General features: G+C 70.3%; 20 protein-coding genes. 15 read left to right on the top strand and 5 right to left on the bottom strand.

Annotation, left to right across the window (positions count from 1 at the left end; translation table 11 throughout):
* Window positions 1–45 precede the first annotated feature (45 nt).
* Entirely contained in the window at window positions 46–1,044 is a 999-nt protein-coding gene (locus JD276_RS14475) for a metallophosphoesterase (protein ID WP_200116392.1), read from the bottom strand.
* Entirely contained in the window at window positions 1,035–3,623 is a 2,589-nt protein-coding gene (locus JD276_RS14470; protein ID WP_200116378.1) for a transglycosylase domain-containing protein, read from the bottom strand. Before JD276_RS14470 ends, JD276_RS14475 begins: the two co-directional genes overlap by 10 nt.
* An 85-nt stretch (window positions 3,624–3,708) precedes the next feature.
* Here JD276_RS14470 and sp36 point away from each other — a divergent pair, with 85 nt between their 5' ends.
* Window positions 3,709–3,882, top strand: coding sequence for a Sp36 family protein (gene sp36 / locus JD276_RS14465; RefSeq protein WP_200116377.1), 174 nt, complete (start codon window positions 3,709–3,711; stop codon window positions 3,880–3,882).
* Between the two features lies 1 nt (window position 3,883).
* The gene (locus tag JD276_RS14460) at window positions 3,884–4,357 is read left to right on the top strand and encodes a RidA family protein (protein WP_200116376.1); all 474 of its coding nucleotides are present in this window, start codon (window positions 3,884–3,886) and stop codon (window positions 4,355–4,357) included.
* Window positions 4,358–4,435: 78 nt separating this feature from the next.
* Here the strand turns inward: JD276_RS14460 and acs are convergent, their stop codons facing one another.
* Entirely contained in the window at window positions 4,436–6,418 is a 1,983-nt protein-coding gene (gene acs, locus JD276_RS14455; protein WP_200116375.1) for an acetate--CoA ligase, read from the bottom strand.
* 249 nt (window positions 6,419–6,667) lie between these two features.
* Between acs and JD276_RS14450 the strand changes: the two genes are divergently transcribed.
* From JD276_RS14450 to JD276_RS14395, 12 genes are all read left to right on the top strand, one after another.
* The gene (locus JD276_RS14450; protein WP_200116374.1) at window positions 6,668–7,699 is read left to right on the top strand and encodes a TadA family conjugal transfer-associated ATPase; all 1,032 of its coding nucleotides are present in this window, start codon (window positions 6,668–6,670) and stop codon (window positions 7,697–7,699) included.
* Complete coding sequence (locus JD276_RS14445; protein ID WP_200116373.1) at window positions 7,696–8,640, top strand: type II secretion system F family protein; 945 nt, start codon at window positions 7,696–7,698, stop codon at window positions 8,638–8,640. Before JD276_RS14450 ends, JD276_RS14445 begins: the two co-directional genes overlap by 4 nt.
* Window positions 8,641–8,943: 303 nt before the next feature.
* Window positions 8,944–9,267: a DUF4244 domain-containing protein gene (locus JD276_RS14440; protein WP_307866593.1), complete on the top strand. Its 324-nt coding sequence runs from the start codon at window positions 8,944–8,946 to the stop codon at window positions 9,265–9,267.
* A 124-nt stretch (window positions 9,268–9,391) separates the two neighbouring features.
* Window positions 9,392–9,736, top strand: coding sequence for a TadE/TadG family type IV pilus assembly protein (locus JD276_RS14435; protein WP_200116372.1), 345 nt, complete (start codon window positions 9,392–9,394; stop codon window positions 9,734–9,736).
* Window positions 9,733–10,527 carry a peptidoglycan DD-metalloendopeptidase family protein gene (locus JD276_RS14430; protein ID WP_200116371.1) on the top strand — a complete coding sequence of 265 codons (795 nt, stop codon included), beginning with the start codon at window positions 9,733–9,735 and terminating at the stop codon, window positions 10,525–10,527. The genes JD276_RS14435 and JD276_RS14430 overlap by 4 nt, the downstream gene beginning before the upstream one ends.
* A 176-nt stretch (window positions 10,528–10,703) precedes the next feature.
* Entirely contained in the window at window positions 10,704–13,550 is a 2,847-nt protein-coding gene (topA, locus tag JD276_RS14425; protein ID WP_200116370.1) for a type I DNA topoisomerase, read from the top strand.
* 10 nt (window positions 13,551–13,560) lie between these two features.
* The gene (gene tmk, locus JD276_RS14420; RefSeq protein ID WP_200116369.1) at window positions 13,561–14,181 is read left to right on the top strand and encodes a dTMP kinase; all 621 of its coding nucleotides are present in this window, start codon (window positions 13,561–13,563) and stop codon (window positions 14,179–14,181) included.
* A gap of 43 nt (window positions 14,182–14,224) precedes the next feature.
* Complete coding sequence (locus JD276_RS14415; RefSeq protein ID WP_200116368.1) at window positions 14,225–14,404, top strand: hypothetical protein; 180 nt, start codon at window positions 14,225–14,227, stop codon at window positions 14,402–14,404.
* 199 nt (window positions 14,405–14,603) lie between these two features.
* On the top strand, window positions 14,604–16,175 hold the full coding sequence (gene cls, locus JD276_RS14410; protein WP_200116367.1) for a cardiolipin synthase: 1,572 nt from the start codon (window positions 14,604–14,606) through the stop codon (window positions 16,173–16,175).
* A 219-nt stretch (window positions 16,176–16,394) separates the two neighbouring features.
* Window positions 16,395–18,341, top strand: coding sequence for an ATP-binding protein (locus tag JD276_RS14405; RefSeq protein ID WP_200116366.1), 1,947 nt, complete (start codon window positions 16,395–16,397; stop codon window positions 18,339–18,341).
* Between the two features lie 45 nt (window positions 18,342–18,386).
* Entirely contained in the window at window positions 18,387–19,580 is a 1,194-nt protein-coding gene (locus JD276_RS14400; protein ID WP_233615765.1) for a serine hydrolase domain-containing protein, read from the top strand.
* A 67-nt stretch (window positions 19,581–19,647) separates the two neighbouring features.
* Window positions 19,648–20,040, top strand: a complete 393-nt coding sequence (locus tag JD276_RS14395; RefSeq protein ID WP_200116364.1) for a YbjQ family protein — start codon at window positions 19,648–19,650, stop codon at window positions 20,038–20,040.
* 80 nt (window positions 20,041–20,120) lie between these two features.
* Here the strand turns inward: JD276_RS14395 and JD276_RS14390 are convergent, their stop codons facing one another.
* Complete coding sequence (locus JD276_RS14390; protein ID WP_200116363.1) at window positions 20,121–20,357, bottom strand: helix-turn-helix domain-containing protein; 237 nt, start codon at window positions 20,355–20,357, stop codon at window positions 20,121–20,123.
* The gene (locus JD276_RS14385) at window positions 20,354–20,974 is read right to left on the bottom strand and encodes a hypothetical protein (RefSeq protein ID WP_200116362.1); all 621 of its coding nucleotides are present in this window, start codon (window positions 20,972–20,974) and stop codon (window positions 20,354–20,356) included. The genes JD276_RS14390 and JD276_RS14385 overlap by 4 nt, the downstream gene beginning before the upstream one ends.
* A gap of 247 nt (window positions 20,975–21,221) precedes the next feature.
* On the opposite strand from JD276_RS14385, the gene JD276_RS14380 reads away from it, so the two are divergent.
* Complete coding sequence (locus JD276_RS14380) at window positions 21,222–23,750, top strand: ATP-dependent Clp protease ATP-binding subunit (RefSeq protein WP_200116361.1); 2,529 nt, start codon at window positions 21,222–21,224, stop codon at window positions 23,748–23,750.
* Window positions 23,751–23,797 lie beyond the last annotated feature (47 nt).

Below are 23,797 nucleotides of genomic sequence, written 5' to 3'. Positions count from 1 at the left end.
CGCTCCGCTCACCGCGACCCGGCGCGTTGAGTCGCAGCGGGGAACTCAGCGAGCGGCCTCGAGCGTGATGAGCGACGCCTCCGGACGGCACGCGAACCGCACCGGCGCGTAGATGGAGTTGCCGAGCCCCGCGCTGACGTTCAGGTAGGCCGCGCGCTGCGCGTCGTACCACACGCTGAGACCGCGGGCCTGCTGCGTGGGAAGATCGCAGTTCGCAGTGAGCGCGCCCACACCCGGAACACGGACCTGGCCGCCGTGGGTGTGTCCGGCGAGGATCAGATCGGCTCCCTCGCCCAGCAGCTCTCCGAGGGCCTGCTGATAGGGCGCGTGCACCACGCCGATGCGCACGGCATCGCTGGAGCCCGCGGCGTCGTCGGAGCCCGCAGCGCCGCTGGAGCCCGCAGCGGCGTCGGAGTACGCATCTGCGGCGGACGCCGCGCCGGCCCCCTCATCCGATCGCTGCGCCGCCCTGGCCTGCCGCATCGCCGCGGCGTCGTCGTATCGGATGTGCGGGTCGTTCAGGCCGAAGAGGTCGAGGACGGAGCCGCGCGCCTCGATCCGAGTCGCCGAGTTGTTGAGATCGGTGAACCCCAGTTCGTCGGTGAGGGAGGCGGTGAGGCGCGCGTTGTCGATGTCCTGGTGACGAGTGCTCTTCCGGCTGGGCTCTCGGAGGTACTTGAGCGGGTTCTTCAGGATCGGCCCGTAGTAGTCGTTCGACCCGTGGACGAAGACGGCGGGCGCGCCGCTCTCGGCGAGCGGCCGCAGCGCGTGCACGAGCGACGCCCGCGCCTGCACGTGTCCCATGAGGTCTCCCGTGAGCACGAGGAGATCGGGGCGCAACGCTGCGAGGGATCGCACCCAGTCGATCTTCTGGGACTGCCAGGGGGCCAGATGCAGGTCCGAGAGCTGGAGCACCCGCAGAGGGGCCGCGCCCTCGCCGAGGACGGGCAGCGCGTGACGGCGGATCGCGAAGAGCCGCCGCTCGACGAGGGTGGACCACAGGGCTACGCCCGCGGCGATCGGCGAGCGCCATATCAGCTGCAGCCCAGGGTGATCTGGCTGCTGCGTTTCGCCTCGCTGCCCGCACTGGGACTCATCGAGGTGATCTCCTTGTTGCGGCAGCTGGAGGGCATCGTGACGGTGTCGAAGCCGGCCTCGGCGAGCGCGCGCTCCGCGTCGCTGCCCTCCTCGCCGACCACATCGGGCAGCGTGGACATCTCGCCATTGCTCCGGTAGACCGTGATGGCCGATCCGGCGGCGACGGAGGAGCCCGCCGCGGGATCGGTGCGAGCCACCTGGCCCTCGGGCTGCGCGGAGTCGGTCTCGCCGCCGTCCGTGACGGTGAAGCCGGCGCCCGTGAGCATCTGCGAGGCCTCCTCGAAGGACTTGCCGGTGACGTCGGGCACCTCCTGCATGATCTGGCGCGTCGCGGTGGCCGGGGGCGGCGGGAAGGCGTTGCCGCCGTACTTCGCATCGGCGACGTTCATGATGGTCGGCCAGATCGTCTGGTCGGCCGCCATGAGCCCGCCGAAGCCGCCGTAGTTCATGGTGGAGACGTTGCCCGTGACGTTGCCCACCCAGACGGCCGTGGCCGCGGAGGTGCTCGCGCCGACGGTCCAGTTGTCCTCGACGTTGTCGGTCGTACCCGTCTTCGCGAGGTGGGGCACCCCGATGTTCGAGCGCGCGTGACCCGCGAGGCCGCGGTTCACCGTGCTCTCGAGCGTGTACGCGACGCCCGCGGCCACCTCGGGCGAGATGCCGCTCTTGCAACTGCTCTTCGTGAACGACACCTCGGCGCCGTCGGAGCCGGTGATCGAGTCGATCGGCACAGGGGTGCAGACCGTGCCCTCGCCGGCGAACGCGGCGAACGCGCTGGCCATCGTGATGGGGGAGATCTCGTCGGTGCCGGCGTAGACCGTGGAGGGCGTGATGAAGAGGTCGCGCGTGCCGTAGTTCGGCATGTCCTCGTTGAAGATCTGATCGGAGGCGCGCTGGATGCCGAGGTTCTTCGCGGTCTCGAAGGTGTCGCAGAGATCCAGCTGCTTCTGCATGGAGACGATGCCGCCGTTGACCGACTGCTCCACGACGTACTGCACCGTGCGGTTGCCCTGCTGCCGGCCCTGGTCGTTCTGGAAGGTCCAGGTGCCGTAGCCGGCGACCCCGTCGGGGAGGCAGTGCGCCCGGAAGTTCTGGAACTGCTCGGTGCGGCCGTTCGCGTTCACCGTCTCGCGCACGGAGTGCCCGGCTCGGATCCACTCCGCGAGGGTGATCGCCTTGAACGTCGAGCCGACCTGGAACCCGTTCGATCCGCCGTACTCGTTGTCGGTGTTGTAGTTGATGCTGGTGAGCGCCGGGTTGGTCTCGAGCACCTTGGGGTCGTTGCTGAACGCCCGGTTCTGGGCCATCGCGAGCACGCGGCCGGTGCCCACCTGGGTGCTGACCGCCGCAGCGCCGACATCGATGCCGTCCATGGTGGCGGGCACGGTCCCCTGGATCGAGGAGTTCGCGGCGGCCTGCATGTCGAGGTCGAGGGTGGTGTGGATGTCGTAGCCGCCGCGCTCGAAGTTGAACATGCGCTCGGCGGGGGTGTTGCCGAAGCTCGGATCGTTGCGGATGTAGAGCTGCACGTAGTTGCAGAAGTGCCCCGCCCCGTAGTTCTGCTCGGCGACGCCGCAGCCCTGGACGCGAGGCGTGATCTTCGGCGTGACCGGCGTCGCGATCGCCTCGTCGTACTGGGCCTGGGTGATCTTGCCCTCGCGCAGCATGGAGCCGAGGATCTTGTCGCGCCGATCCTGGTTGGCGGGGATGTTGTCGGGGAGATCGATCTGCAGCTTGGAGGGGTTGTTCACGATCGCGACCAGGCTCGCCGCCTCGGCGAGCGACAGATCCTTCGCCGACTTGCTGTAGTAGTAGTGGGCCGCCGACTCGATGCCGTAGATCTGGCGCCCGAACAGCGCGATGTTGAGGTAGCCGAGCAGGATCTCGTCCTTCGAGTACTGCTTCTCGATGCTGATCGCGTACCGCATCTCCTGCAGCTTGCGGTCCATGTCCTGCCGCATCGCATCCTCGTAGGCGGCTTCGCTCTCGTCGGGATCGGGGATCGCCTCGGCCTCCTGCACGAGCACGTTGCGCACGTACTGCATCGTGACCGTCGATGCGCCCGAGAGGTTGCGGCCCGTCGCGTTCTGCAGCACGGCACGGCTGGTCGCGAGCACGTCGACGCCCCCGTGGGTGTAGAAGCGGGGGTCCTCCTCGGACACCACCGCGTCCTTCACGGTCTGCGGGATCTCGTTCCACTCGAGGGGCTCGCGATCCTGCGCGTAGAACTCGGCGAGCTTCACGTCGGTGCCGGCCGAGTCCTTCGCCCAGATCGTGGAGGGCTGGGCCAGCTGCCCCGGATCGAGGTTCTCGGGCAGGTTCTCGAAGATGTCGATGGCGGAGTTCGCCGCGAGACCGCTGAACGCGACGACGGGGGTCACCGCGGCGGTGAGCAGCACGCCGGCGACCGCGCTCATCGCGATCGCACCGAGCACGCCGCTCAGGGCTCCTCCCGCGCTGCGTGGCTTCACCGTACGAGCTGCGCCGCTCTTCGGGCGCGACGGCTTCGGAGACGTTGGGGTCATAGAATCAAGACTAGGCGACAGAGCTGATAATCCGCTTTCCCGGGTGCGAGCAGCCGGTGAGCGGCCGAGAGAAGGGAATCCGAGCGTGAGCGATACCGCCGAGTCGGAGCCGGTGCGGTGGGAGTACTTCGTGACCCCGCTGCTGCTGCACAACGAGGCCCAGATCCTCAACAACTGGGGCTCCCAGGGGTGGGAGCTCGTGCAGATCATCGAGGGACCCGCGGGCGGCAACGTCGCGTATCTGAAGAGGAAGGCCTGAAATGTCGGTAATCGAAGAGCGTCTGCGCGAGCTCGGATACGAGGTGCCCGAGGTGGCCGCACCGGTCGCCGCCTACGTCCCCGCCCTGCGGGACGGGCGCTACATCTACACGAGCGGGCAGCTGCCGTTCGTCGCCGGCGAGCTGCCCGCGACGGGCAAGGTCGGCGAGGGCGAGGGGCTCGTCTCGCCCGCGCAGGCCGAGGAGCTCGCGCGACTGTGCGCGCTGAACGCGCTGGCGGCCGTCCGCGGAGTGGTCGGCTCGCTCGACAAGATCACGCAGGTGGTGAAGGTGACCGCCTTCGTGGCCTCCGACCCGTCGTTCACGGGGCAGCCGGGGGTGGCGAACGGCGCCTCGGTGTTCCTCGGACGCGTCTTCGGCGATCTCGGGATCCACGTGCGCTCGGCCGTCGGCGTCGCCGTGCTGCCTCTGGATGCGCCCGTCGAGGTCGAGTTCGTCTTCCAGGTCGAGGAGTAGCCGGAGCGGCCCCGGCCGAACGAAGCGAGGAGGGGAGGGATCCCGGGATCCCTCCCCTCCTCGCGTCTCGTCAGGGCCTCAGCCGGCGGCGCGCTCCGCGCGCACGCGATCCGAGATGGTCTGCATGACCATCGTGTCGGCGAGCGTCGTGGTGTCGCCGACTTCGCGGCCCTCGGCCGCGTCCTTCAGCAGGCGGCGCATGATCTTGCCGGAGCGGGTCTTGGGCAGCTCGCTCACCACGAAGATCTGACGCGGTCGGGCGATCGCGCCGATCTGGGAGGCGACGTGCTTCTTCAGCTCGCCCTCGGCGTTCTCCGGGGTCAGCAGGTGCTGCTGCGACTTGAGGATCACGAAGGCGACGACCGCCTGACCGGTGGTCTCGTCGTCGGCACCGACGACCGCGGCCTCGGCCACGGCGTGGTGCTCGACGAGGGCGGACTCGATCTCGGCCGTCGAGAGCCGGTGACCCGACACGTTCATCACGTCGTCGACGCGCCCGAGGAGCCAGACGTCGCCGTCCTCGTCGAGCCTCGCGCCGTCGCCCGCGAAGTACCGGTCGCCGAACTTCGACCAGTAGGTGTCGATGAAGCGCTGATCGTCTCCCCAGATGGTGCGCACCATGCTCGGCCAGGGGCGCTCGACGATGAGCAGCCCGCCCTGCCCCCGTTCCACCGGGTTGCCCGCGTCGTCGACGACGTTCACGGCGATGCCCGGCTGGGCGATCTGCGCGCTGCCCGGCTTGAGGGTCGTGAGACCGGGCAGGGGGGAGATCATGAACGCGCCCGTCTCGGTCTGCCACCAGGTGTCCACGATGGGGGCCGATCCCGCGCCGATGACCTCGCGGTACCAGCGCCACGCCTCGGGGTTGATGGGCTCGCCGACCGAGCCGAGCACGCGGATGCTCGACAGGTCGTACTGCTCGGGGACCTGGCGGCCCACCTTCATGCAGGCGCGGATCGCGGTGGGGGCCGTGTAGAAGATGGTGACGCCGTACTTCTGCACGATCTCCCACCAGCGCCCCCAGTCCGGAGTGTCGGGGGTGCCCTCGTAGAGCACCTGCGTGGTGCCGTTGGCGAGCGGGCCGTACACCGCGTAGCTGTGCCCGGTGACCCAGCCCACATCGGCCGTGCACCAGTAGACGTCGGTCTCGGGCTTGAGGTCGAATGCGTCGCGGTGCGTGGTGCTCGTCTGGGTCAGGTAGCCGCCGGAGGTGTGGACGATGCCCTTCGGCCTGCCCGTGGTGCCGGAGGTGTAGAGGATGAACAGCGGGTTCTCGGCCGGGAAGCCCTTCGCGGTGTGCTCGGCGTCGAAGGCCGTGATCTCCTCGTGCCACCAGAGGTCGCGGCCCTCCTGCATCGAGACGTCGTTCCCGCCGCGCTCGACCACGAGCACGTGCTCCACGGAGAGCTCCGTGCCGGTGTCGAGCGAGAGGGCGTCGTCGACCGTGGGCTTCAGGGCCGAGACGCGTCCCTTGCGGAAGCCGCCGTCGGCCGTGATGACGAGCTTCGCCGCCGCGTCGTCGATGCGGGATCGCAGGCTCTCGGCGCTGAATCCGCCGAAGACCACGGAGTGCGTCGCACCGAGCCTGGCCACCGCGAGCATCGCGATGACGGTCTCGGGGATCATGGGCATGTAGATGGCGACGCGGTCGCCCTGCTGCACGCCGAGGCTCGTCAGCATGTTGGCGGCGCGCTTCACCTCGGCCGTCAGCTCCGCGTAGGTGATGGTGCGGGTGTCGCCGGGCTCGCCCTCGAAGTGGAAGGCGACCCGGTCGCCGAGGCCCGCCTCCACGTGCCGATCCAGGCAGTTCGCGGAGACGTTCAGCTCGCCGTCGGCGAACCACTTGGCGAACGGCGGATTCGACCAGTCGAGGATCTCGGTGAACGGCTTCGTCCAGCGCAGCTTGCGCGCCTGCTCGGCCCAGTACGCCTCGGGATCCTCCGCCGCTCGCCAGTAGATCGACGGATCCTGCTGGTTGGCCGCGGCCCGGAACTCGGGGCTCGGAGGATACGTCTTCGCTCCGAGCGGGTGGCTTTCGATCGTGCCCTGCTGATCACTCATGGACGCCGTTATCCCATCTGTCTGCACTCTGGAGCCGCCTCTTCGCGGCCACGCCTGTCAGCGTAGAATATATAACGCCGAAGGGGCAACCTCTTCGACGCCCTCCGAAGCCGATCGGGTCGGCGGGGCCGGTCGGCGGGGGCACGGGGAACCGTCCACAGAGCGCGTCGAGACCCGTGTCGCCCGAGGGTTCTCCACACCGGGGTTCCCGGGGCTGCAGACGGCCGCGGATCCTGCTTCGCTGCAGGCATGACCTCTCGCTCCCCGGCGTCGTCGGCACTGCCGCGGCGGCGGCCCGCGCCCTCGGCGCCCGTGCAGGCGGACCGGGCGAGCGGCCTCTCGCTCGAGGCGAGACGAGCGCTCGGCGGCCTGCTCCCGCTGATCGACCTGCCCGAGGTCCGCGATCTGCTTCTGCAGGTGACCGACGGCGAAGGGCGGCTGTGGCTGGACCGGAGCGGCCGGCTCGCACAGGTCCCGGGCTGGCGCGCGCACCCCTCCGCGGTGAGCAGGCTCGCCGTCGCGCTCATCGCCGCGGGCGGACGGCACCTCGACGAGCTCAACCCCTGCGCCGACGTGCGGCTGGCAGACGGCATCAGGGTGCACGCCGTGCTGCCTCCCGTCGCGGTGGCGGGTGCGGCGGTCTCCATCAGGTTGCCGCGCTCGCGACGGCTCTCGTTCGAGGAGATCGTCGCGGGCGGCCTCTGCGGCGAACGCGTCGCGGATCTGCTGCGCCACGCGATCCGGACGCGGAAGAACCTGCTGATCACGGGCGGAACCGGAACCGGCAAGACCACGGTGCTTGGGTGCCTGCTGGACCTGGCGCCTCCGGAGGAGCGCATCCTCACGATCGAGGACGTGGCCGAGCTGCGCCTCGCGCATCCGCACCGCGTCGCGCTCGAGACCAGGCAGGCGAACTCCGAGGGGGTCGGCGAGGTCCACCTGCAGCACCTGCTCCGGGAGGCGCTGAGGATGCGGCCCGATCGCATCGTGCTGGGGGAGTGCCGCGGTGCGGAGGTCGTGACCCTGCTCGCCGCCCTGAACACCGGGCACGACGGCGGCGCGGGGACGCTCCATGCGAGTCGGCTTGACGACGTACCGGCGCGTCTCGAAGCGCTCGGCGCCGTCGCCGGCCTCGAACCGGCCGCGATCGCGCGGCAGGTCGTCTCGGCCCTGCACCTGGTCGTGCATCTGGAGCGCGAGGGGACCCGGCACCGGATCGGGGCCATCGGGCGCTTCGCGCTGCGAGCCGACGGCCTGCTGACCGTCGAGGAGATCGCATGAGGCGGCCGGGAGGAGGGCGCGGGGTGCGGACGGGGGAGCGCGGGGCGCCGGCGTCGGAAGCGGAGCAGACGGCGCTGCGCGCGGCGGTGCTGTTGCGGGGAGGCGTACCCGCCTCGCGGGTGTTCCCGCTGCTGGCGAAGGAGTGGGCCGAGGGTTCGGCGGAGCGAGGGATCGCCGACCGCGTCGCCGAGGGAACCGACGCGGTCGAGGCGCTCGCCGCAGCCGGCGGGCCCGAGTGGCGCATCCTCGCCGTCGCCTGGGACATCGCCGAGCGGACGGGAGCGCCTCTCGCGCCCGCCCTCGAGCGAGTGGGCGCCGCGTTCACGGCGCTGACGGAGCTGCGAGCACGCCGATCGGTGCTCCTCTCGGCGCCGCGGGCAACGGTGAGGCTCGTCGCGGGGCTGCCCCTCCTCGCCATCCTCATGGGGGCGCTCCTGGGGTTCGACCCGCTCGGCGTTCTGCTGACACCTGGCGGTGCCGTGCTCCTCGCCCTCGGAGGCCTCCTGCTCCTGCTCGGCGTGCTCTGGGCGCGACGGCTCACCCGAGAGGTCGAGCGCGAGGACCGGGTGGTCGGTCTCGAGCTCGAGCTGATGTGGATCGCGCTCGGCGGAGGCGCTCCGCCGGGAGCGGCGCTCCGACAGCTCGCGGACTCCGCGGATCGGGTGCGCGCCGAGTGGGTGAGATTCGACGAGCTGTGCGCCGAAGGGAGGGTGCGCTCCGTGCTCCGCGTCGCGGAGGAGGTGGGTGCGCCCCTCGGGCCGATGCTTCTCGAGGAGGCCGACGCGGAGCGGCTGCGCGAGCAGAGCGAGCTCGAGCGCAGCGCCGAACGGCTCGGGGTGCGCGTGCTGATCCCGTTGGGCGTGTGCGTGCTCCCCTCCTTCGTCGCGCTGGGCGTGCTGCCCGTCCTGTTCTCCATGCTCGGCGGCCTCTCCCTGGGCTAGTGCTCGGCGCTCGTCCCGCCCCTCGCTTCGCTCCGTGGGCCGCGGCGGTGGCCGCGGTGGCCGAGCGGACGGACGCTGCGCGCCCGCTTCGCTCGTCCCGCCCCTCGCTTCGCTCCGTGGGCCGCGGCGGTGGCCGCGGTGGCCGAGCGGACGGACGCTGCGCGCCCGCTTCGCTCGTCCACAACGCGCGTCGGTGCCCGCCCCTCCACAGATCCGATGTTCCCGCCCCGTACGAGCCCCTGCGGGGCCAGCATGGAAGCACCGGCGACCGCCGGTGCCGTGCCGCTGGTGAAAGGAATGATCGTGGTGCCACACCTCACCCTCGTGTCCGATGAACCCGAGGCCGGCGTCGACGCCTCCCTCCCCGGGCAGCCTCGCCCGCGTCCTTCCCTGAGCGCGTGGGTACGCCGGGCCTGGCGGCCGTCTCCACCGCTCGAGCAGGAGGGCGGGCGACGATCCGGCCCGAGCCTCCTGAAGGATGAGCGGGGAGCCGTGACGGCGGAGTACGCCATCGTGATCATGGCCGCCGTGGCATTCGCCGGCCTGCTCGTCGCGATCATGCAGAGCAGCGAGATCAGGGCGATGCTCGTGCAGCTGGTGCAGAACGCCCTCGGCTCCGCGGGGTGACGCCGTGGGCGCAGCGGCGGTCCGTGCGGGCGGCGGCGCGAAGCGGGCCGGAGTCTCCGCTTCCGTGCCGTCGCCTGGCAGCGGAGGTGAACGGCTGCTCCACCGGGATGCCCCGCGGGGGCTGATGGACGACGAGCGCGGGGCCGTCACCGCGGAGTTCGCGATCGTGCTCCCTGCCGTGCTGCTCGTGCTGGGGCTCGTGATCGGAGGGATCCTGCTGGCCGCGCACCGCGTCGTCCTCACATCAGCCGCCGCCGACCTGGCCCGATTGGAGGCGAGAGGAGACGCCGAGCTCGCCGCGGCCCGCCTCTCGGAGCTCGGAGGAGGGATACGGGCGGACCGCGAGTCGATCGGGGGCCTCCTCTGCGTCACACTCGGCTCCCGTCCGGGCGGGGGTGCGCTGGCGGTCGTGGAGATCACCGCTCGCGGCTGCGCCGCCCGCAGCGATGCGGGGCGGGGCGAGGAGTGAGCGCGCCGGCACTGGCCGCGTGCGCTGCAGCCGCGCTGACGATCGGGGTGACCGCCCTCTCCGCGGTCGCTCAGCTCGAGGTCAGGCAGCGCGTCGCCGGAGCCGCCGACGCCGCCGCGCTGGCGGCCTCCGATGCCGCCGCCGGCTGGAGCGACGCTGAGCCCTGCGCTCTGGCAGGCGAGACCGCCGCCGCTGCCCGCGCGCACCTCGTCAGGTGCGAAGTCGATGCGGCGACCGCAGAGGCCCGGGTGATCGCGCGGGCAGGCACCCCCTTCGGCGCCGTGGAGATACGCGCGCGGGCCGCGCCGGACGCGGACCCGGTCGCGGTGATCGCGGGAACGCCCGGAGCGAACGGCTGGGCGTGGCCCTCGGGCTCACGAGTCGTCACTCAGGAGTTCCACGACGGCATGTCCATCGATCTCGCCGTGGGTCCCGACGGGCTCCTCTACGCCCCCTACGACGGGATCGTGGTGCACGCGGGCGAGGACGGAGGCGGCATCCCACAGGCCTGCCGTTCGAATCCGGGCTGGTGGCGGGGGCCGAACCACACGGTCGTGATGCGGCACGAGTACGAGGGACGCACGCTGTTCAGCTCGCACAACCACGTCGCTCCGTCGTCGTCGCGGGCCCTCGGCGTCGAGACGGGCGACAGGGTGCTGGCCGGTCAGGCGGTCGCGAGCGCCGGGATGAGCGGGTGCACGTCGGGGCCGCACACCCATTTCACGCTCGCGACCCATGCGACGAACGCGTTCCCCGACGTGAATCCCTACGATTACCTGGGGCCGCCGTGAGTGCGGGCGGAGGCCCTCTGCGCGGCACCGGCCGTGTGCGGACGGACGATTCTCACGCCATACTGTGTATCGTGTCGGTGCAGAACGGTTGGGCGACCGGACACGATCCGCCGCAGGGATCGGTCCCGCACCGACGCAATGTGCTGTTCGCACCATAGTCATATCGAAGGAGACCCGTGCAGGGCGCGAAGAAACTCGTCATCGTCGAGTCGCCGACCAAGGCGAAGACGATCAGCGGCTACCTCGGCGAGGACTACGAGGTGATCGCGTCGGTCGGGCACATCCGCGACCTGGCCGAGCCTTCGGAGCTTCCCGCGGATCTGAAGAAGGGACCCTTCGGGAAGTTCGCGGTCGACGTGGACAACGGGTTCGCACCCTACTACGTGGTCAACGACAACAAGCGGAAGACGGTCACCGAGCTGAAGCGGGCGCTCAAGGGCGCCGACGAGCTCTGGCTCGCGACTGATGAGGACCGCGAAGGAGAGGCCATCGCCTGGCACCTGCTCGAGGTGCTGAAGCCGAAGGTGCCGGTGCGCCGCATGGTGTTCCACGAGATCACCCGCGAGGCGATCGAGCAGGCCAAGCAGAACACCCGCGACATCGATCTCGCCCTGGTCGACGCCCAGGAGACGCGCCGCATCCTCGATCGCCTGTACGGCTACGACATCTCGCCGGTGCTCTGGCGCAAGGTCGCCCCCAAGCTCTCGGCCGGCCGCGTGCAGTCCGCGGCCACGCGGCTCGTCGTGGACCGCGAGCGCGAGCGCCTCGCATTCACCTCGGCCGAGTACTGGGATCTCACGGCGACCTTCCGCCCGGAGGCCGACGCCGCCGATTCCACCGACTTCGCCGCCCGCCTGGTGCGACTCGACGAGCAGCGCCTCGCCACGGGCTCCGACTTCGGCGACGACGGGCGGCTCACGCCGCGCGCCGCGAAGGCCGGAGCGGTGCGACTCGAGCAGCGGCGCGCCGAGCAGCTCGCCGACCTGCTGCGGTCGGACGTCTCGGCCCGGGTGCTCTCCGTCGAGACGAAGCCGCACACTCGCCGTCCCGCGGCGCCCTTCACCACCTCGACCCTGCAGCAGGAGGCCTCGCGCAAGCTCCGCTACAGCTCCCGCCAGACGATGTCGTTCGCGCAGTCGCTCTACGAGAACGGCCACATCACCTATATGCGCACCGATTCGCCGACGCTGTCGCAGCAGGCGATCTCGGCGGCACGGTCGCAGGCCGCCGAGCTGTACGGAGCGCAGACCCTGCCCGACAAGCCGCGGGTGTACACGGGCAAGTCCAAGGGGGCCCAGGAAGCGCACGAGGCGATCCGCCCCGCCGGCGACTCGTTCCAGCGGCCCAGCTCGCTCAAGGGCAAGCTCTCGCAGGGCGAGTACGCCCTGTACGAGCTGATCTGGAAGCGCACCGTCGCCAGCCAGATGGCCGACGCCAAGGGCTCCACCGACACCGTCACGCTCGGCGCGAGCGTGCAGGAGCCGGGTGCGGCGCAGCCGACCCGCGCCGAGTTCACGGCCAGCGGAACCGTCATCACGTTCCCCGGCTTCCTGCTCGCCTACGAGGAGGGGCGCGACGAGAAGCGGGGCGAGTCCGAGCAGAACGTCGCACTGCCGCAGCTCGCCGAGAAGCAGACCCTCGGTGTCGCCGACCCGGAGGCGAAGGGGCACGAGACCAGCCCGCCGCCGCGCTACACGGAGGCCAGCCTCACCAAGCGGCTCGAGGAGCTCGGCATCGGCCGCCCCTCGACCTACGCCGCCATCATCGGAACGATCATGGATCGCGGCTACGTCACGAAGAAGGGGCAGGCCCTCGTCCCGAGCTGGATCGCGTTCTCGGTGGTGCGTCTGCTCGAGGGGCACTTCTCCGAGCTCGTCGACTACGACTTCACCGCCGAGATGGAGAACGATCTCGACCGCATCGCCTCGGGGGAGGCGGAGCGGAGCGCCTGGCTCGGCGAGTTCTACTTCGGGTCGGACGCGCACCCCGGGCTGCGCGGCGTCGTCGACAACCTCGGCGAGATCGACGCGCGCGCCATCAACACGATCCGGATCGACGACCAGATCTCGCTGCGCAACGGCAAGTACGGTCCGTACCTCGAGGTCTTCGACGACAAGTGCGAGGTCGGCGAGGACGGCGCGCTCAAGCCCCGCAGCGTCAACATCCCCGACGGGATGGCGCCCGATGAGCTGACGCCGGCCAAGGCCCACGAGCTCGCCGACGCCGAGCCCGCAGAGGACCGGGTGGTCGGGCTGCACCCCGAGACGGGCAAGCGCATCGTCGCGAAGAACGGTCGGTTCGGGCCGTACGTCACCGAGCTGCCCGACGAGGGCGAGGAACTGCCCAAGGGGCAGAAGCCCAGGACCGCGTCGCTGTTCAAGAGCATGGATCCCGCGACCATCGACCTCGACACGGCGGTCGCGCTCATCGGCCTCCCCCGGGTGGTCGGCACGGATCCCGAGACCGGCGCCGAGATCACCGCGCAGAACGGTCGTTACGGCCCGTACCTCAAGCGGGGAACCGAGACCCGCACGCTGCCGAACGAGGACGCGATCTTCTCGATCGACCTCGCGGGGGCGCAGGAGATCCTCGCGCAGCCCAAGTACGGGGCGCGCCGCGCCTCGAGCGCGCTCAAGGAGTTCGACGCCGACCCCGTGAGCGGCAAGCCCGTGCGCGTGCGCGACGGACGCTTCGGCCCCTACGTCACCGACGGCGAGACGAACGCGACGATCCCCCGCGGCGAGAGCGTCGAGGACATCACCTTCGAGCGGGCGATCGAACTGCTCGCCATCAAGCGCGCCAAGGGGCCGGCGAAGAAGAAAGCGCCGTCCAAGAAGAAGGCGCCCGCCAAGAAAGCGCCCGCCAAGAAGGCGCCGGTCCAGGCGGATGCGAAGGCCGCGGCGGGGAAGACCGCGGCGAAGAAGGCGGTGGATCCCGCCCGCTCCGCGGCCGCGAAGAAAGCGGCGGCCACCCGCGCGGCGAAGAAGGCCGCGGCCGAGGCCGCCGCGGCGGGCGACGAGTAGCGAGCCCCGGGTGAGCGGGCTCTTCATCACCCTCGAGGGCGGCGACGGCGCGGGCAAGACCACTCAGGCCGAGCTGCTGAGCCGGTGGCTCGGCGAGCGCGGCCGCGAGGTGGTGCGCACTCGCGAGCCCGGGGGCACGCCCCTCGGCGCCGCGCTGCGCGAGCAGCTGCTGCACGGCGGCGAGGTCGACCCGCGAGCCGAGGCGCTGCTCTACGCCGCCGACCGCGCTCAGCATGTCGCCCAGATCGTGCGCCCCGCGCTCGCGCGCGGCGCCGTCGTCGTGCAGGACCGCTACATCGACTCCTCCCTCGCCTACCAGGGGGCCGGCAGAGTGCTCGACCCCGCCGAGATCCGGGAGATCAGCGAGTGGGCGAGCCGCGGGCTCTGGCCCGATCTCACCGTGCTGCTCGACGCCGCCCCCGAGCTCGGCGCCGCCCGTCGGGCCGCGCGAGGAGGATCCGCCGACCGCCTCGAAGCCGAGGAGAGCGGGTTCCACCGCGCGGTCAGGGAGGGATTCCTCGCGCTCGCGCGGAACGAGCCGGGGCGATTCCTGGTGCTCGACGCCGTACTGCCCGTCGCGGAACTGCACGGCGCCGTGGTCGCCCGCGTCGCCGGACTGCTCGACCGATGACGGGGCCGCGCGCTCACAGCTGAGCCGGGTACCATCGGGTGCTATGGGTGACTGGTGGATGAATGCGCTCTGGTCGATCACGCCGACCGTGCTGATCGGCCTCTTCTTCTGGATGGTGCTGCGGATGATCCTGCGAGCCGACCGCACCGAGCGCCGCATCTATCGCGAGATGGAGGCGAAGGAGCGGGCCCGCATGGGGCTCCCCGCCCGAGAGGACTCCTGAGCGCCCCGCCGAGAGCGGCCCGCCGGCTCCGTCCCCGGTCGACTCCGGCGACGACCCGGGTGGCGACGACCCCGGCGACGACAGCCCGAACGCGGCGGCGCCGGCCGATCCGCCGTCGGCGCGCGCCCGCCTGACCGCGCACGCGAACCGATAGTGTAGCTCCTACCGCCTGATCCCGGGCGGATTCGAAGGGAGTCGGATGCCCGCGGTTCTGCACGCTCTCGGCGCAGCGGCGGCCGCGGTGGCGGCGGGGCCGGCGGTCGCCGCCGACGAGGCATCGGGCGAGGCGATCATCGGCTGGGCCAGCAGCATCAACTGGCCCTGGATCTGGACGCTCACCCTCCTCGTCGTCGACAACGTGATCCGGATCGGCGCCCTCTTCGTCGTGCCGCGCAACCGACGGCCGACGTCCGGGATGGCCTGGCTCCTCGCCATCTTCCTGTTCCCCGTCCCCGGGCTCCTGCTCTTCCTCATCATCGGCAGCCCGCACCCGCCGCGCGCCCGCCGCAAGAAGCAGGCCGCCATCAACCAGCTCGTGGCCAAGATCTCCCAGGAGGAGGAGCGGGAGCTCGTCACCCCGGAGAGCCAGCTCCAGCACGGCCTCGACACCGCGGTGGCGCTCGGCCGCTCGCTGGGAGCGCAGCCCATGCTGAGCGGCAACACCGCCTCGATCTGCATCGACTACGAGGAGTCGATCGCGCGCATGGCCCAGGCCATCCGCGAGGCTCGCGACTACGTGCACATCGAGTTCTACCTGCTCGCGCTCGACGACACCACGGCCGACTTCTTCGAGGCGATCCGCGAGGCGACCGCTCGCGGCGTCGTCGTGCGCGTGCTGCTCGACTACATCACCTCGGTGCGCTACCCCGGAACGAAGCGGACGGCGCGGGCGCTCACCGCGGCCGGGGCCCAGTGGTCGTACATGCTGCCGGTGCGGCCGTGGAGAGGGCAGTATCAGCGGCCGGATCTGCGCAACCACCGGAAGCTGCTCGTCGCCGACGGCACCGTCGGCTTCATGGGCTCGCAGAACCTCATCGACTCCAGCTACAACAAGCCGGCGAACCGCCGCAGGGGCCTCCACTGGAAGGACCTCATGGTGCGCGTCGAGGGTCCCGTGGTGCTGGGGCTCGAGGCCGTGTTCCAGGGCGACTGGTACCTGGAGACGGACGAACTGCTCACCAACCTGCTGGAGAGCGAGATCGAGACGCGGCGTCCCGGCGACCTCGACTGCCAGATCGTGCCGAGCGGGCCGGGCTTCGCGGGCGAGAACAACCTCCAGGTGTTCGTCGCCCTGATGTACACGGCGAGGCGCCGGATCAGCATCACGAGCCCGTACTTCGTGCCGGACGGCTCGATCATGAACGCCATCCGGGCGGCGACCGCGCGCGGCGTCGACGTCGAGCTCTTCGTCTCCGAGATCGGGGATCAGCCCGTCGTGTACCACGCGCAGCGCTCCTATTACGAGGAGCTGCTCCGCGCGGGCGTCCGCATCATGATGTTCCGTCCTCCGTACATCCTGCACTCCAAGCACTTCACCGTCGACGATGCCGTGGCCGTGGTCGGGTCGTCGAACATGGACCAGCGGTCCTTCAACCTGAACATGGAGGTCTCCATGGTGGTGCACGGGGAGAGCTTCGTGGAGGAGCTCGACGGGGTCAACGACTACTACCGCCGGAACTCCCGCGAGCTCACGCTCGAGGAGTGGGAGAAGCAGCCGCTGCGGTCCCAACTGCTCGACGGCCTCGCGCGCCTCACCTCAGCGCTGCAGTAGCCTTCTCCGCCGCCCGCGACCGCCTGATGCGCGGTCTATGCGCTTGCCTTCGGTGCGCCAGGCGTCGACCTCCGGCAGGCCCGGTGTTCCCCTCGGGCGCGTCAGGCATCAGCCTCCGCTATGCCGGGGGCCAACCTCTGGCGTGCCACGGCGCCCGTTTTGGAATTCCTCGGCGAACGTGGCAGGATTCCCGTACCGTTCTCTACGGAAGGAAACGCAATGGCGCGTACAACTGCTTCCCCGACCCCCGATCCGAAGACGGAAGAGGCCACCGCATCGAGTCCCGCGGCCTCCGACGCCGCGCAGGAGAAACCGGCCGCGCAGGAGAAACCCGCCGCGAAGGTGAGGCGGGCGCCCGCGAAGAGCAAGGGCTCGACTCCGCGCACGAGCGCGGCGGCGGCCAAGACCGCCACCAGGACGACCGCGAAGACCGCCGCCAAGACAGGTGCGAAGAGCGCTGCGAAGGGCATCTCGAAGACGGCCTCGACGGAGGTCGAGAAGGCGGCTGCGCAGACCCGGGCCGCTGTGGCGGCCGGCGGCGCTCCGGACGGGGCGCCGGTGGCGGACGCGCCGCAGGCGGTGCCGTCGGCCGGATCCGACTCCGTGGACGAGCAGCGGGAGGTGGCCAAGGCGAAGCGGGCCATCGGACGCCGCAAGCGGGCGCGCAAGACCGTGAACACGGGGCCCGTCACCATCGGCCGCAGCAAGTTCAGCAAGCTCAAGAACATCTCCGAGATCCGGCACTACCTCCGCACGAGCGACACCCCCGTGTTCTTCGTCGGTGCGACCGCCTTCAACCTGCTCGGCCTCGACCGCTGGGTGCGCGGGTTCTCCTACATCACCTACTACGACAGCTGGGACGGCACCCACCCGCGCGTCTTCAGCCCGACCGACAAGCCGTACATCGAGTTCGAGAGCGGCGAGGCGATCAACAACTGGCTGCTGTGCAATCACGAGGTGCGGGCGCACATCGAGCGCCGCACCCCGCCCGGGCTGCGCCCGCAGATCGTCATGGTGTTCTTCGACGAGGAGACCGAGCGCATCTGCGAGGAGCTGGACTACGAGCTGATCCTGCCGAGCCACGGCCTTCGCGAGCGGCTGGACTCCAAGATCGTGACCACCCAGATCGCCGACTCGGTGGGGGTGCCGAGCGTGCCCAACGTGCTCACCACGGTGAACGACTGGGACGAGCTGGTGAGCGTCACGAACAAGGCCAAGCTCGGGCAGGATCTGGTGATCCAGACCGCCTACGGCGACTCGGGCAAGACCACCTACTTCGTCACGAGCGAGGCGGAGTTCGCCGCCATCGCCGACGAGGTGACGGGCGTCGAGATCAAGGTCATGAAGCGGATCAACAACCGGCCCGTCGCGATCGAGGCGGTGCTCACGCGGCACGGCACCGTCGTCGGACCGTGCATGACGGAGATCACCGGTCACAAGGACCTGACCCCGTACCGCGGCGGCTGGGCGGGCAACGAGATGTTCCCGACCGTGCTCGACGACGAGAGCCGGCACGCGGCGGTGCAGCTGGTGCGCAAGCTCGGCGACCGTCTCGGCAAGGAGGGGTACCGCGGCTTCTTCGAGGTCGACGTGCTGCTGGACACCGACACGGGCGACGTCTATCTCGGCGAGCTCAACCCGCGCGTGAGCGGCGCCTCCGCCATCACCAACGTCACCGCCGGCGCCTATGCGGATGTGCCGCTCTTCGCCTTCCATCTGCTCGAGTACTCGGGCATCGACTTCGAGATCGACGTCGACGAGATCAACGCCCGCTGGGAGGAGCTCGCCTCGGAGGACGAGTGGAGCCACATGGTGATCAAGCACACCAGCGACAGCGTGGAGCGGATCGACTCCGCCCCGAAGACGGGCCGCTACGTGCTCGACCACTACGGCCATCTCGTGTACAGCCACGGCGACCTCGACTGGCACCTCCTGTCGAGCGAGTCCGAGGCGTTCTTCCTGCGGATCTACGACTCCGGCCAGTACCGCTGGAAGGGGGCGGACCTCGGTATCCTCGTGACCAAGGCCCACCTGGAGGCGGGCCACGGCGGACTGACGCTGCACGCCAAGTACCTGATCGATGCGATCCGGGGCATGTACGATGTCACTCCAGTGGACGGGGCCGAGAAGCCGGCCCCGAGGCCCGCGCCCGCCAAGGGCAAGTAAGCGCAGCACGAGGAGACGGCGAACGGGATGGAGACCGGATACGGCATGAGCTCTGTCGAAGGAGGGGGCGTCGAGATGCCCGCGCTGGATCAGTGGCAGTTCGCGCCCTACCTCCAGTGGTCGATGCAGAACATCGAGTCGTTCCTGCCGGTCCATCCGATCCGCCGGGGGGCGCGCGTCACCGAGTTCGCGCGCCGCCCGGCGGAGATCGCCGAGATGCTGATCCCCCACCCCTGGGAGGATCGCTCGGCGTCGTTCTCGGAGGTCATGCGCGCCACCCACACCGACGGCTGGATGATCACCCACCGCGGCGAGATCGTCGGCGAGGAGTACTTCGGCGCGATGCGCCCCGGCGGCATGCACCTCCTGATGTCGGTGTCCAAGTCGCTGACCGCCACGGTGGCGGGTCTGCTGGCCGCCTCCGGCGAACTGGATCTCGACGCCCCGGTCACCGCCTACGTTCCGCAGCTCGCGGGTTCGGGCTACGAGGGAGCGCTCGTCCGCCACCTCGTGGACATGCGCACGGGGGTCCAGTTCTCGGAGGAGTACCTCAACGAGGACGCCGAGGTACGACTGCTCGAGGAGGCCATCGGCTGGGCCCCGAGGAAGCACCCCGACGTGCCCGACACGCTGCTCGGCTTCCTCGCCACCCTCGGGCAGCTGGCGCCGCACGGGGGCCCCTTCGACTACAAGTCGTGCGAGACGGACGTGCTGGGCTTCGTGATCGAGGGGGCGGCCGGCCGGCCGGCCGCCGACGTCATGTCGGAGCGGCTGTGGCAGCCCATGGGCGCCGAGTACGACGCCCACGTCGGCGTGGACAGTGTGGGCAGCGGAATGTTCGACGGCGGGGTCTCCGCGGCGATGCGGGATCTCGCGCGCTTCGGGAACCTCTTCGCGAACCGCGGCAACGCGCTCGACGGCGTGCAAGTGCTCCCGGAGTGGTGGGTGGTCGACACGTTCGCGGGCGGGCCCGACTCCCGGGAGGCCTTCGCCAACGCGACCGAGCCGACCCTGATGCCGGGCGGCATGTACCGCAACGGATTCTGGTTCCCGGGCGAGAGCGCCGACGTGATGCTCGCCCTCGGCATCCACGGGCAGATGATCTACATGAACCGCGCCACGGGCGTGGTCGGCGTGAAGGTCTCGAGCTGGCCGACGCCGCAGGATGCCGAGAAGCTGTTCTGGACGGTGCGGGCCTTCGAGGTCGCCTCCTGGGCGCTCGCCGCCGCGGACGCCTGAGGCGTCCGCGGCATCCGCCTCCCGCCGGATGGGCGACCGGAACCGGCGGATGGGGCATGATTGACCCATGTTCGTAACGACGACCAATGACGTGCCCGGCTACCGGATCACCCAGGTGCTCGGCGAGGTGATGGGGCTCACGGTGCGCTCGGCGCACCTCGGCCAGAACTTCACCGCCGGCTTCCGGGCGATCGGCGGGGGCGAGATCCCCGAGTACACCAAGATCATGTACGAGTCGCGGTTCGAGGTCATGACCCGGATGTGGCACGAGGGGCAGCGCCGCGGGGCGAACGCGGTGATCGCGATGCGCTTCGAGTCGAGCTCGATCGGCAACTTCACGGAGTTCTGCGCCTACGGCACCGCGGTGGTGATCGAACCGCTCGCTCAGGTGCAGCCCGCGCAGGCGCCGCAGATGGAGCAGGTGCAGATGCCGCCGATGGAGCAGCCGCCGCAGCAGTAGGCTGTTCGAGCGGTCCTCCGCCCCCGCGGCCCTCTGGGCGGAGGGAGCGTCCTGAATCCGACGGCGATGGCGTGGGATCCTTATCCCCTCTCCGACACGACCAGCAGCTCGCCGACCTCGCAGCCGAGCGCCTGACAGATCGCGGTCAGCGTCGAGAACCGGACGGCGCGGGCGCGGTCGTTCTTCAGCACCGAGAGATTGACCAGGCTGACGCCGACGCGCTCGCTCAGCTCGGTGAGCGTCATCCCGCGTTCGGCGAGGAGCTCATCGAGGCGGCAGTGGATGGCGTGCCGCTCCTCGGGCTCCGCCGGGCTCACACGAGCCCCTCGGTCTCGCGCCGGATCTTCGCGCCGACGGTGAAGGCGGTCAGGATCACCGCGAACGCGAACGCCCCGATGATGAAGAGGGTCGGATCGGCGACGAGGAAGACGAAGCCGTCGGCGTCGCTCCCGCCGAGATCGTGCAGCACGCCGCCTCCGACGGCGCCGCCCAGCGCGAGGGCCGTGCCGGAGCCCGCGAGCCCGACGATCCCCGCGGTGGCGGCCAGGGCCGTGTTGCCGCGACCGAAGACCCGCCCGCGGAGGATGCTGCGGGCGAGGAGTGCGAGGCAGAGGACGACGACGGCGACGGTGCCGAACCGGATCACCTGGGCGAGGATCTCGGCCCCGAACGCCGACGCCGGCAGCCCGGGCACCTCGACGGTGGCGGTGTCGACCTGCAGGGGAACCGCTGCCCCGCCGGGTCCGAGCGGAGCCTCTACCCGCAGGCCGATCGGCTGGACGGTGACGGGGATGCTCTCGCCGAGCAGCACCCGCATGATCCGGAGATAGGCGCTGACGCCCGACCAGACGACGATCGCTGCTCCAGCGACCATGAAGATCGCGATGGCGACGCGATCGCCGGGAGACGGCCGGAACGACGAGTCGGCGATCATAACGTCCTCCTTCTAAGTTTATCGAATATCGATATTATCGCTTCTCGATAAGTTTCCACGCTGCCCCCGTCGCTGTCAAGAGCGGGCGGAGGCTGCCGTGCGGAGCCGGGGGCACGGCGGGCCGCGTCGGCGCGGGGAGAAGTCACGCCCAGCGCGAACAGGCCCCCGTGATCCCGGATCCCCACGTACTCTGGTTGCATCGGCCGAGTCCGCACCGTCGACGCGTCTCGGCCCCAGGAGGAAATAGATGTTTGAGAGATTCACCGACCGGGCCCGCCGGGTGGTCGTCCTCGCCCAGGAAGAGGCGAAGATGCTCAACCACAACTACATCGGCACCGAGCACATCCTGCTCGGGCTGATCCACGAGGGCGAGGGTGTCGCTGCGAAGGCTCTGGAGCAGCTCGACATCTCGCTCGACGCCGTGCGCGAGCAGGTGACCGACATCATCGGCACCGGTCAGCAGCCTCCGGCCGGGCACATCCCCTTCACGCCTCGGGCGAAGAAGGTGCTCGAGCTGAGCCTGCGCGAGGCGCTGCAGCTCGGCCACAACTACATCGGCACCGAGCACATCCTGCTCGGGCTCATCCGCGAGGGCGAGGGCGTCGCCGCTCAGGTGCTCGTGAAGCTCGGCGCCGACCTCAACCGCGTGCGCCAGACCGTGATCCAGCTGCTGTCCGGCTACCAGGCCGGCAAGGAGCAGGTCGCCGTGGGCGCGCCCGAGACCAGCGGCTCGGACTCCAAGGGGTCCCAGGTGCTCGACCAGTTCGGACGCAACCTCACCCAGGCCGCCCGCGAGGGCAAGCTCGACCCGGTGATCGGGCGCGAGAAGGAGGTCGAGCGGGTCATGCAGATCCTCTCGCGCCGCTCGAAGAACAACCCCGTCCTGATCGGCGAGCCCGGCGTCGGCAAGACCGCGGTCGTCGAGGGGCTCGCGCAGGCCATCGTGAAGGGCGAGGTGCCCGAGACGCTGAAGGACAAGCAGGTCTACATGCTCGACCTCGGCTCGCTCATCGCGGGGAGCCGCTACCGGGGCGACTTCGAGGAGCGCCTGAAGAAGGTGACGAAGGAGATCCGCAACCGCGGCGACATCATCATCTTCATCGACGAGATCCACACGCTCGTGGGGGCCGGCGCGGCCGAGGGCGCGATCGACGCGGCGAACATCCTGAAGCCGATGCTCGCGCGCGGTGAGCTGCAGACCATCGGCGCCACGACGCTCGACGAGTTCCGCAAGCACTTCGAGAAGGACGCCGCGCTCGAGCGCCGCTTCCAGTCGATCATGGTGAACGAGCCGTCGATCCCGCACTCGATCAACATCCTCAAGGGGCTGCGCGATCGGTACGAGGCGCACCACAAGGTCTCCATCACGGACGGCGCCCTGGTGGCGGCCGTGAACCTCGCCGACCGCTACGTGCAGGATCGCTACCTGCCCGACAAGGCGATCGACCTGATCGACGAGGCCGGCGCCCGCCTGCGCCTCTCGATCCTGTCGAGCCCGCCGGAGCTGCGCGAGTTCGACGAGAAGATCGCGGTCGTGCGCGCCGACAAGGAGAAGGCGATCGAGGAGCAGGACTTCGAGAAGGCCGCCGGGCTGCGCGATGAGGAGAAGAAGCTCATCGCGGAGCGTCTGCGGCTCGAGAAGCAGTGGCGGGCCGGCGACGTCGCGACGAACGCGGAGGTCGACGAGGGGCTCATCGCCGAGGTGCTGGCGCAGGCCACCGGAATCCCGGTGTTCAAGCTCACCGAGGAGGAGACGAGCCGCCTCCGTTTCATGGAGGAGGCGCTGCACCAGCGCGTCATCGGCCAGAACGAGGCGATCTCGGCGCTCGCGAAGACGATCCGCCGCCAGCGCGCCGGGCTCAAGGACCCGAAGCGTCCCTCCGGCTCGTTCATCTTCGCCGGCCCCACCGGCGTCGGCAAGACCGAGCTCGCCAAGGCGCTCGCCGAGTTCCTGTTCGACGACGAGGATGCGCTGATCTCGCTCGACATGTCGGAGTACGGCGAGAAGCACACGGTGTCCCGCCTCTTCGGCGCCCCTCCCGGGTTCGTCGGCTTCGAGGAGGGCGGCCAGCTCACGGAGAAGGTGCGCCGCAAGCCGTTCTCGGTCGTGCTGTTCGACGAGATCGAGAAGGCCCACCCCGACATCTTCAACTCGCTGCTGCAGATCCTCGAGGAGGGGCGCCTCACCGACGGCCAGGGGCGCGTGGTCGACTTCAAGAACACCGTGATCATCATGACGACGAACCTCGGCTCGTCGGCGATCGCGGGCGGTCCCGTCGGCTTCCAGATCGAGGGGAACGCGCAGGTCGGCTACGACTCGATGAAGGGCAAGGTCAACGAGGAGCTGAAGAAGCACTTCAAGCCCGAGTTCCTGAACCGCGTCGACGACACCATCGTGTTCCCGCAGCTCTCGAAGGAGGAGCTGCTGCAGATCGTGGATCTCTTCGTGAAGCGCCTGCAGGATCGCCTGTACGATCGCGACATGCGCATCGAGGTGTCGCTGCCCGCTCGCGAGCGCCTGAGCGAGCTCGGCTACGATCCGACGCTCGGCGCGCGGCCGCTGCGCCGCGCGATCCAGCGCGAGGTCGAGGATCGTCTCTCCGAGAAGATCCTCGGAGCCGAGCTGCTCGCGGGCGACCTCGTGAAGGTCGACTTCGTCGACGGGCAGTTCACCTTCGAGACCGAGCGGACCTCGGAGCAGGCCAGCGGCGAGGCCTCCGCCTCGTCGGCCGCTGCGGTGGCCTCGACGGCCTCCGGCGCCGAGCTCGGGGAGTAGGCGACCGAAGCACGAGAAGCGCGGCGGGCTCCACCCGGAAGGGTGGG

The organism is Leucobacter chromiisoli (genome assembly GCF_016522505.1).
Taxonomy (GTDB): domain Bacteria; phylum Actinomycetota; class Actinomycetes; order Actinomycetales; family Microbacteriaceae; genus Leucobacter; species Leucobacter chromiisoli.
Note: the sequence above shows the minus strand (reverse complement) of the source record. Positions and strands in the feature narration are given on the sequence as shown.

Coding starts and splice junctions, on each gene's coding strand:
- cls (WP_200116367.1), top strand. CDS start 14,604: ATGCCCGCGGTTCTGCACGCTCTCGGCGCAGCGGCGGCCGCGGTGGCG.
- JD276_RS14415 (WP_200116368.1), top strand. CDS start 14,225: ATGGGTGACTGGTGGATGAATGCGCTCTGGTCGATCACGCCGACCGTG.
- JD276_RS14395 (WP_200116364.1), top strand. CDS start 19,648: ATGTTCGTAACGACGACCAATGACGTGCCCGGCTACCGGATCACCCAG.
- JD276_RS14470 (WP_200116378.1), bottom strand. CDS start 3,623: ATGACCCCAACGTCTCCGAAGCCGTCGCGCCCGAAGAGCGGCGCAGCT.
- JD276_RS14400 (WP_233615765.1), top strand. CDS start 18,387: ATGAGCTCTGTCGAAGGAGGGGGCGTCGAGATGCCCGCGCTGGATCAG.
- JD276_RS14380 (WP_200116361.1), top strand. CDS start 21,222: ATGTTTGAGAGATTCACCGACCGGGCCCGCCGGGTGGTCGTCCTCGCC.
- JD276_RS14405 (WP_200116366.1), top strand. CDS start 16,395: ATGGCGCGTACAACTGCTTCCCCGACCCCCGATCCGAAGACGGAAGAG.
- JD276_RS14460 (WP_200116376.1), top strand. CDS start 3,884: ATGTCGGTAATCGAAGAGCGTCTGCGCGAGCTCGGATACGAGGTGCCC.
- JD276_RS14450 (WP_200116374.1), top strand. CDS start 6,668: ATGACCTCTCGCTCCCCGGCGTCGTCGGCACTGCCGCGGCGGCGGCCC.
- acs (WP_200116375.1), bottom strand. CDS start 6,418: ATGAGTGATCAGCAGGGCACGATCGAAAGCCACCCGCTCGGAGCGAAG.
- JD276_RS14445 (WP_200116373.1), top strand. CDS start 7,696: ATGAGGCGGCCGGGAGGAGGGCGCGGGGTGCGGACGGGGGAGCGCGGG.
- JD276_RS14435 (WP_200116372.1), top strand. CDS start 9,392: ATGGACGACGAGCGCGGGGCCGTCACCGCGGAGTTCGCGATCGTGCTC.
- JD276_RS14385 (WP_200116362.1), bottom strand. CDS start 20,974: ATGATCGCCGACTCGTCGTTCCGGCCGTCTCCCGGCGATCGCGTCGCC.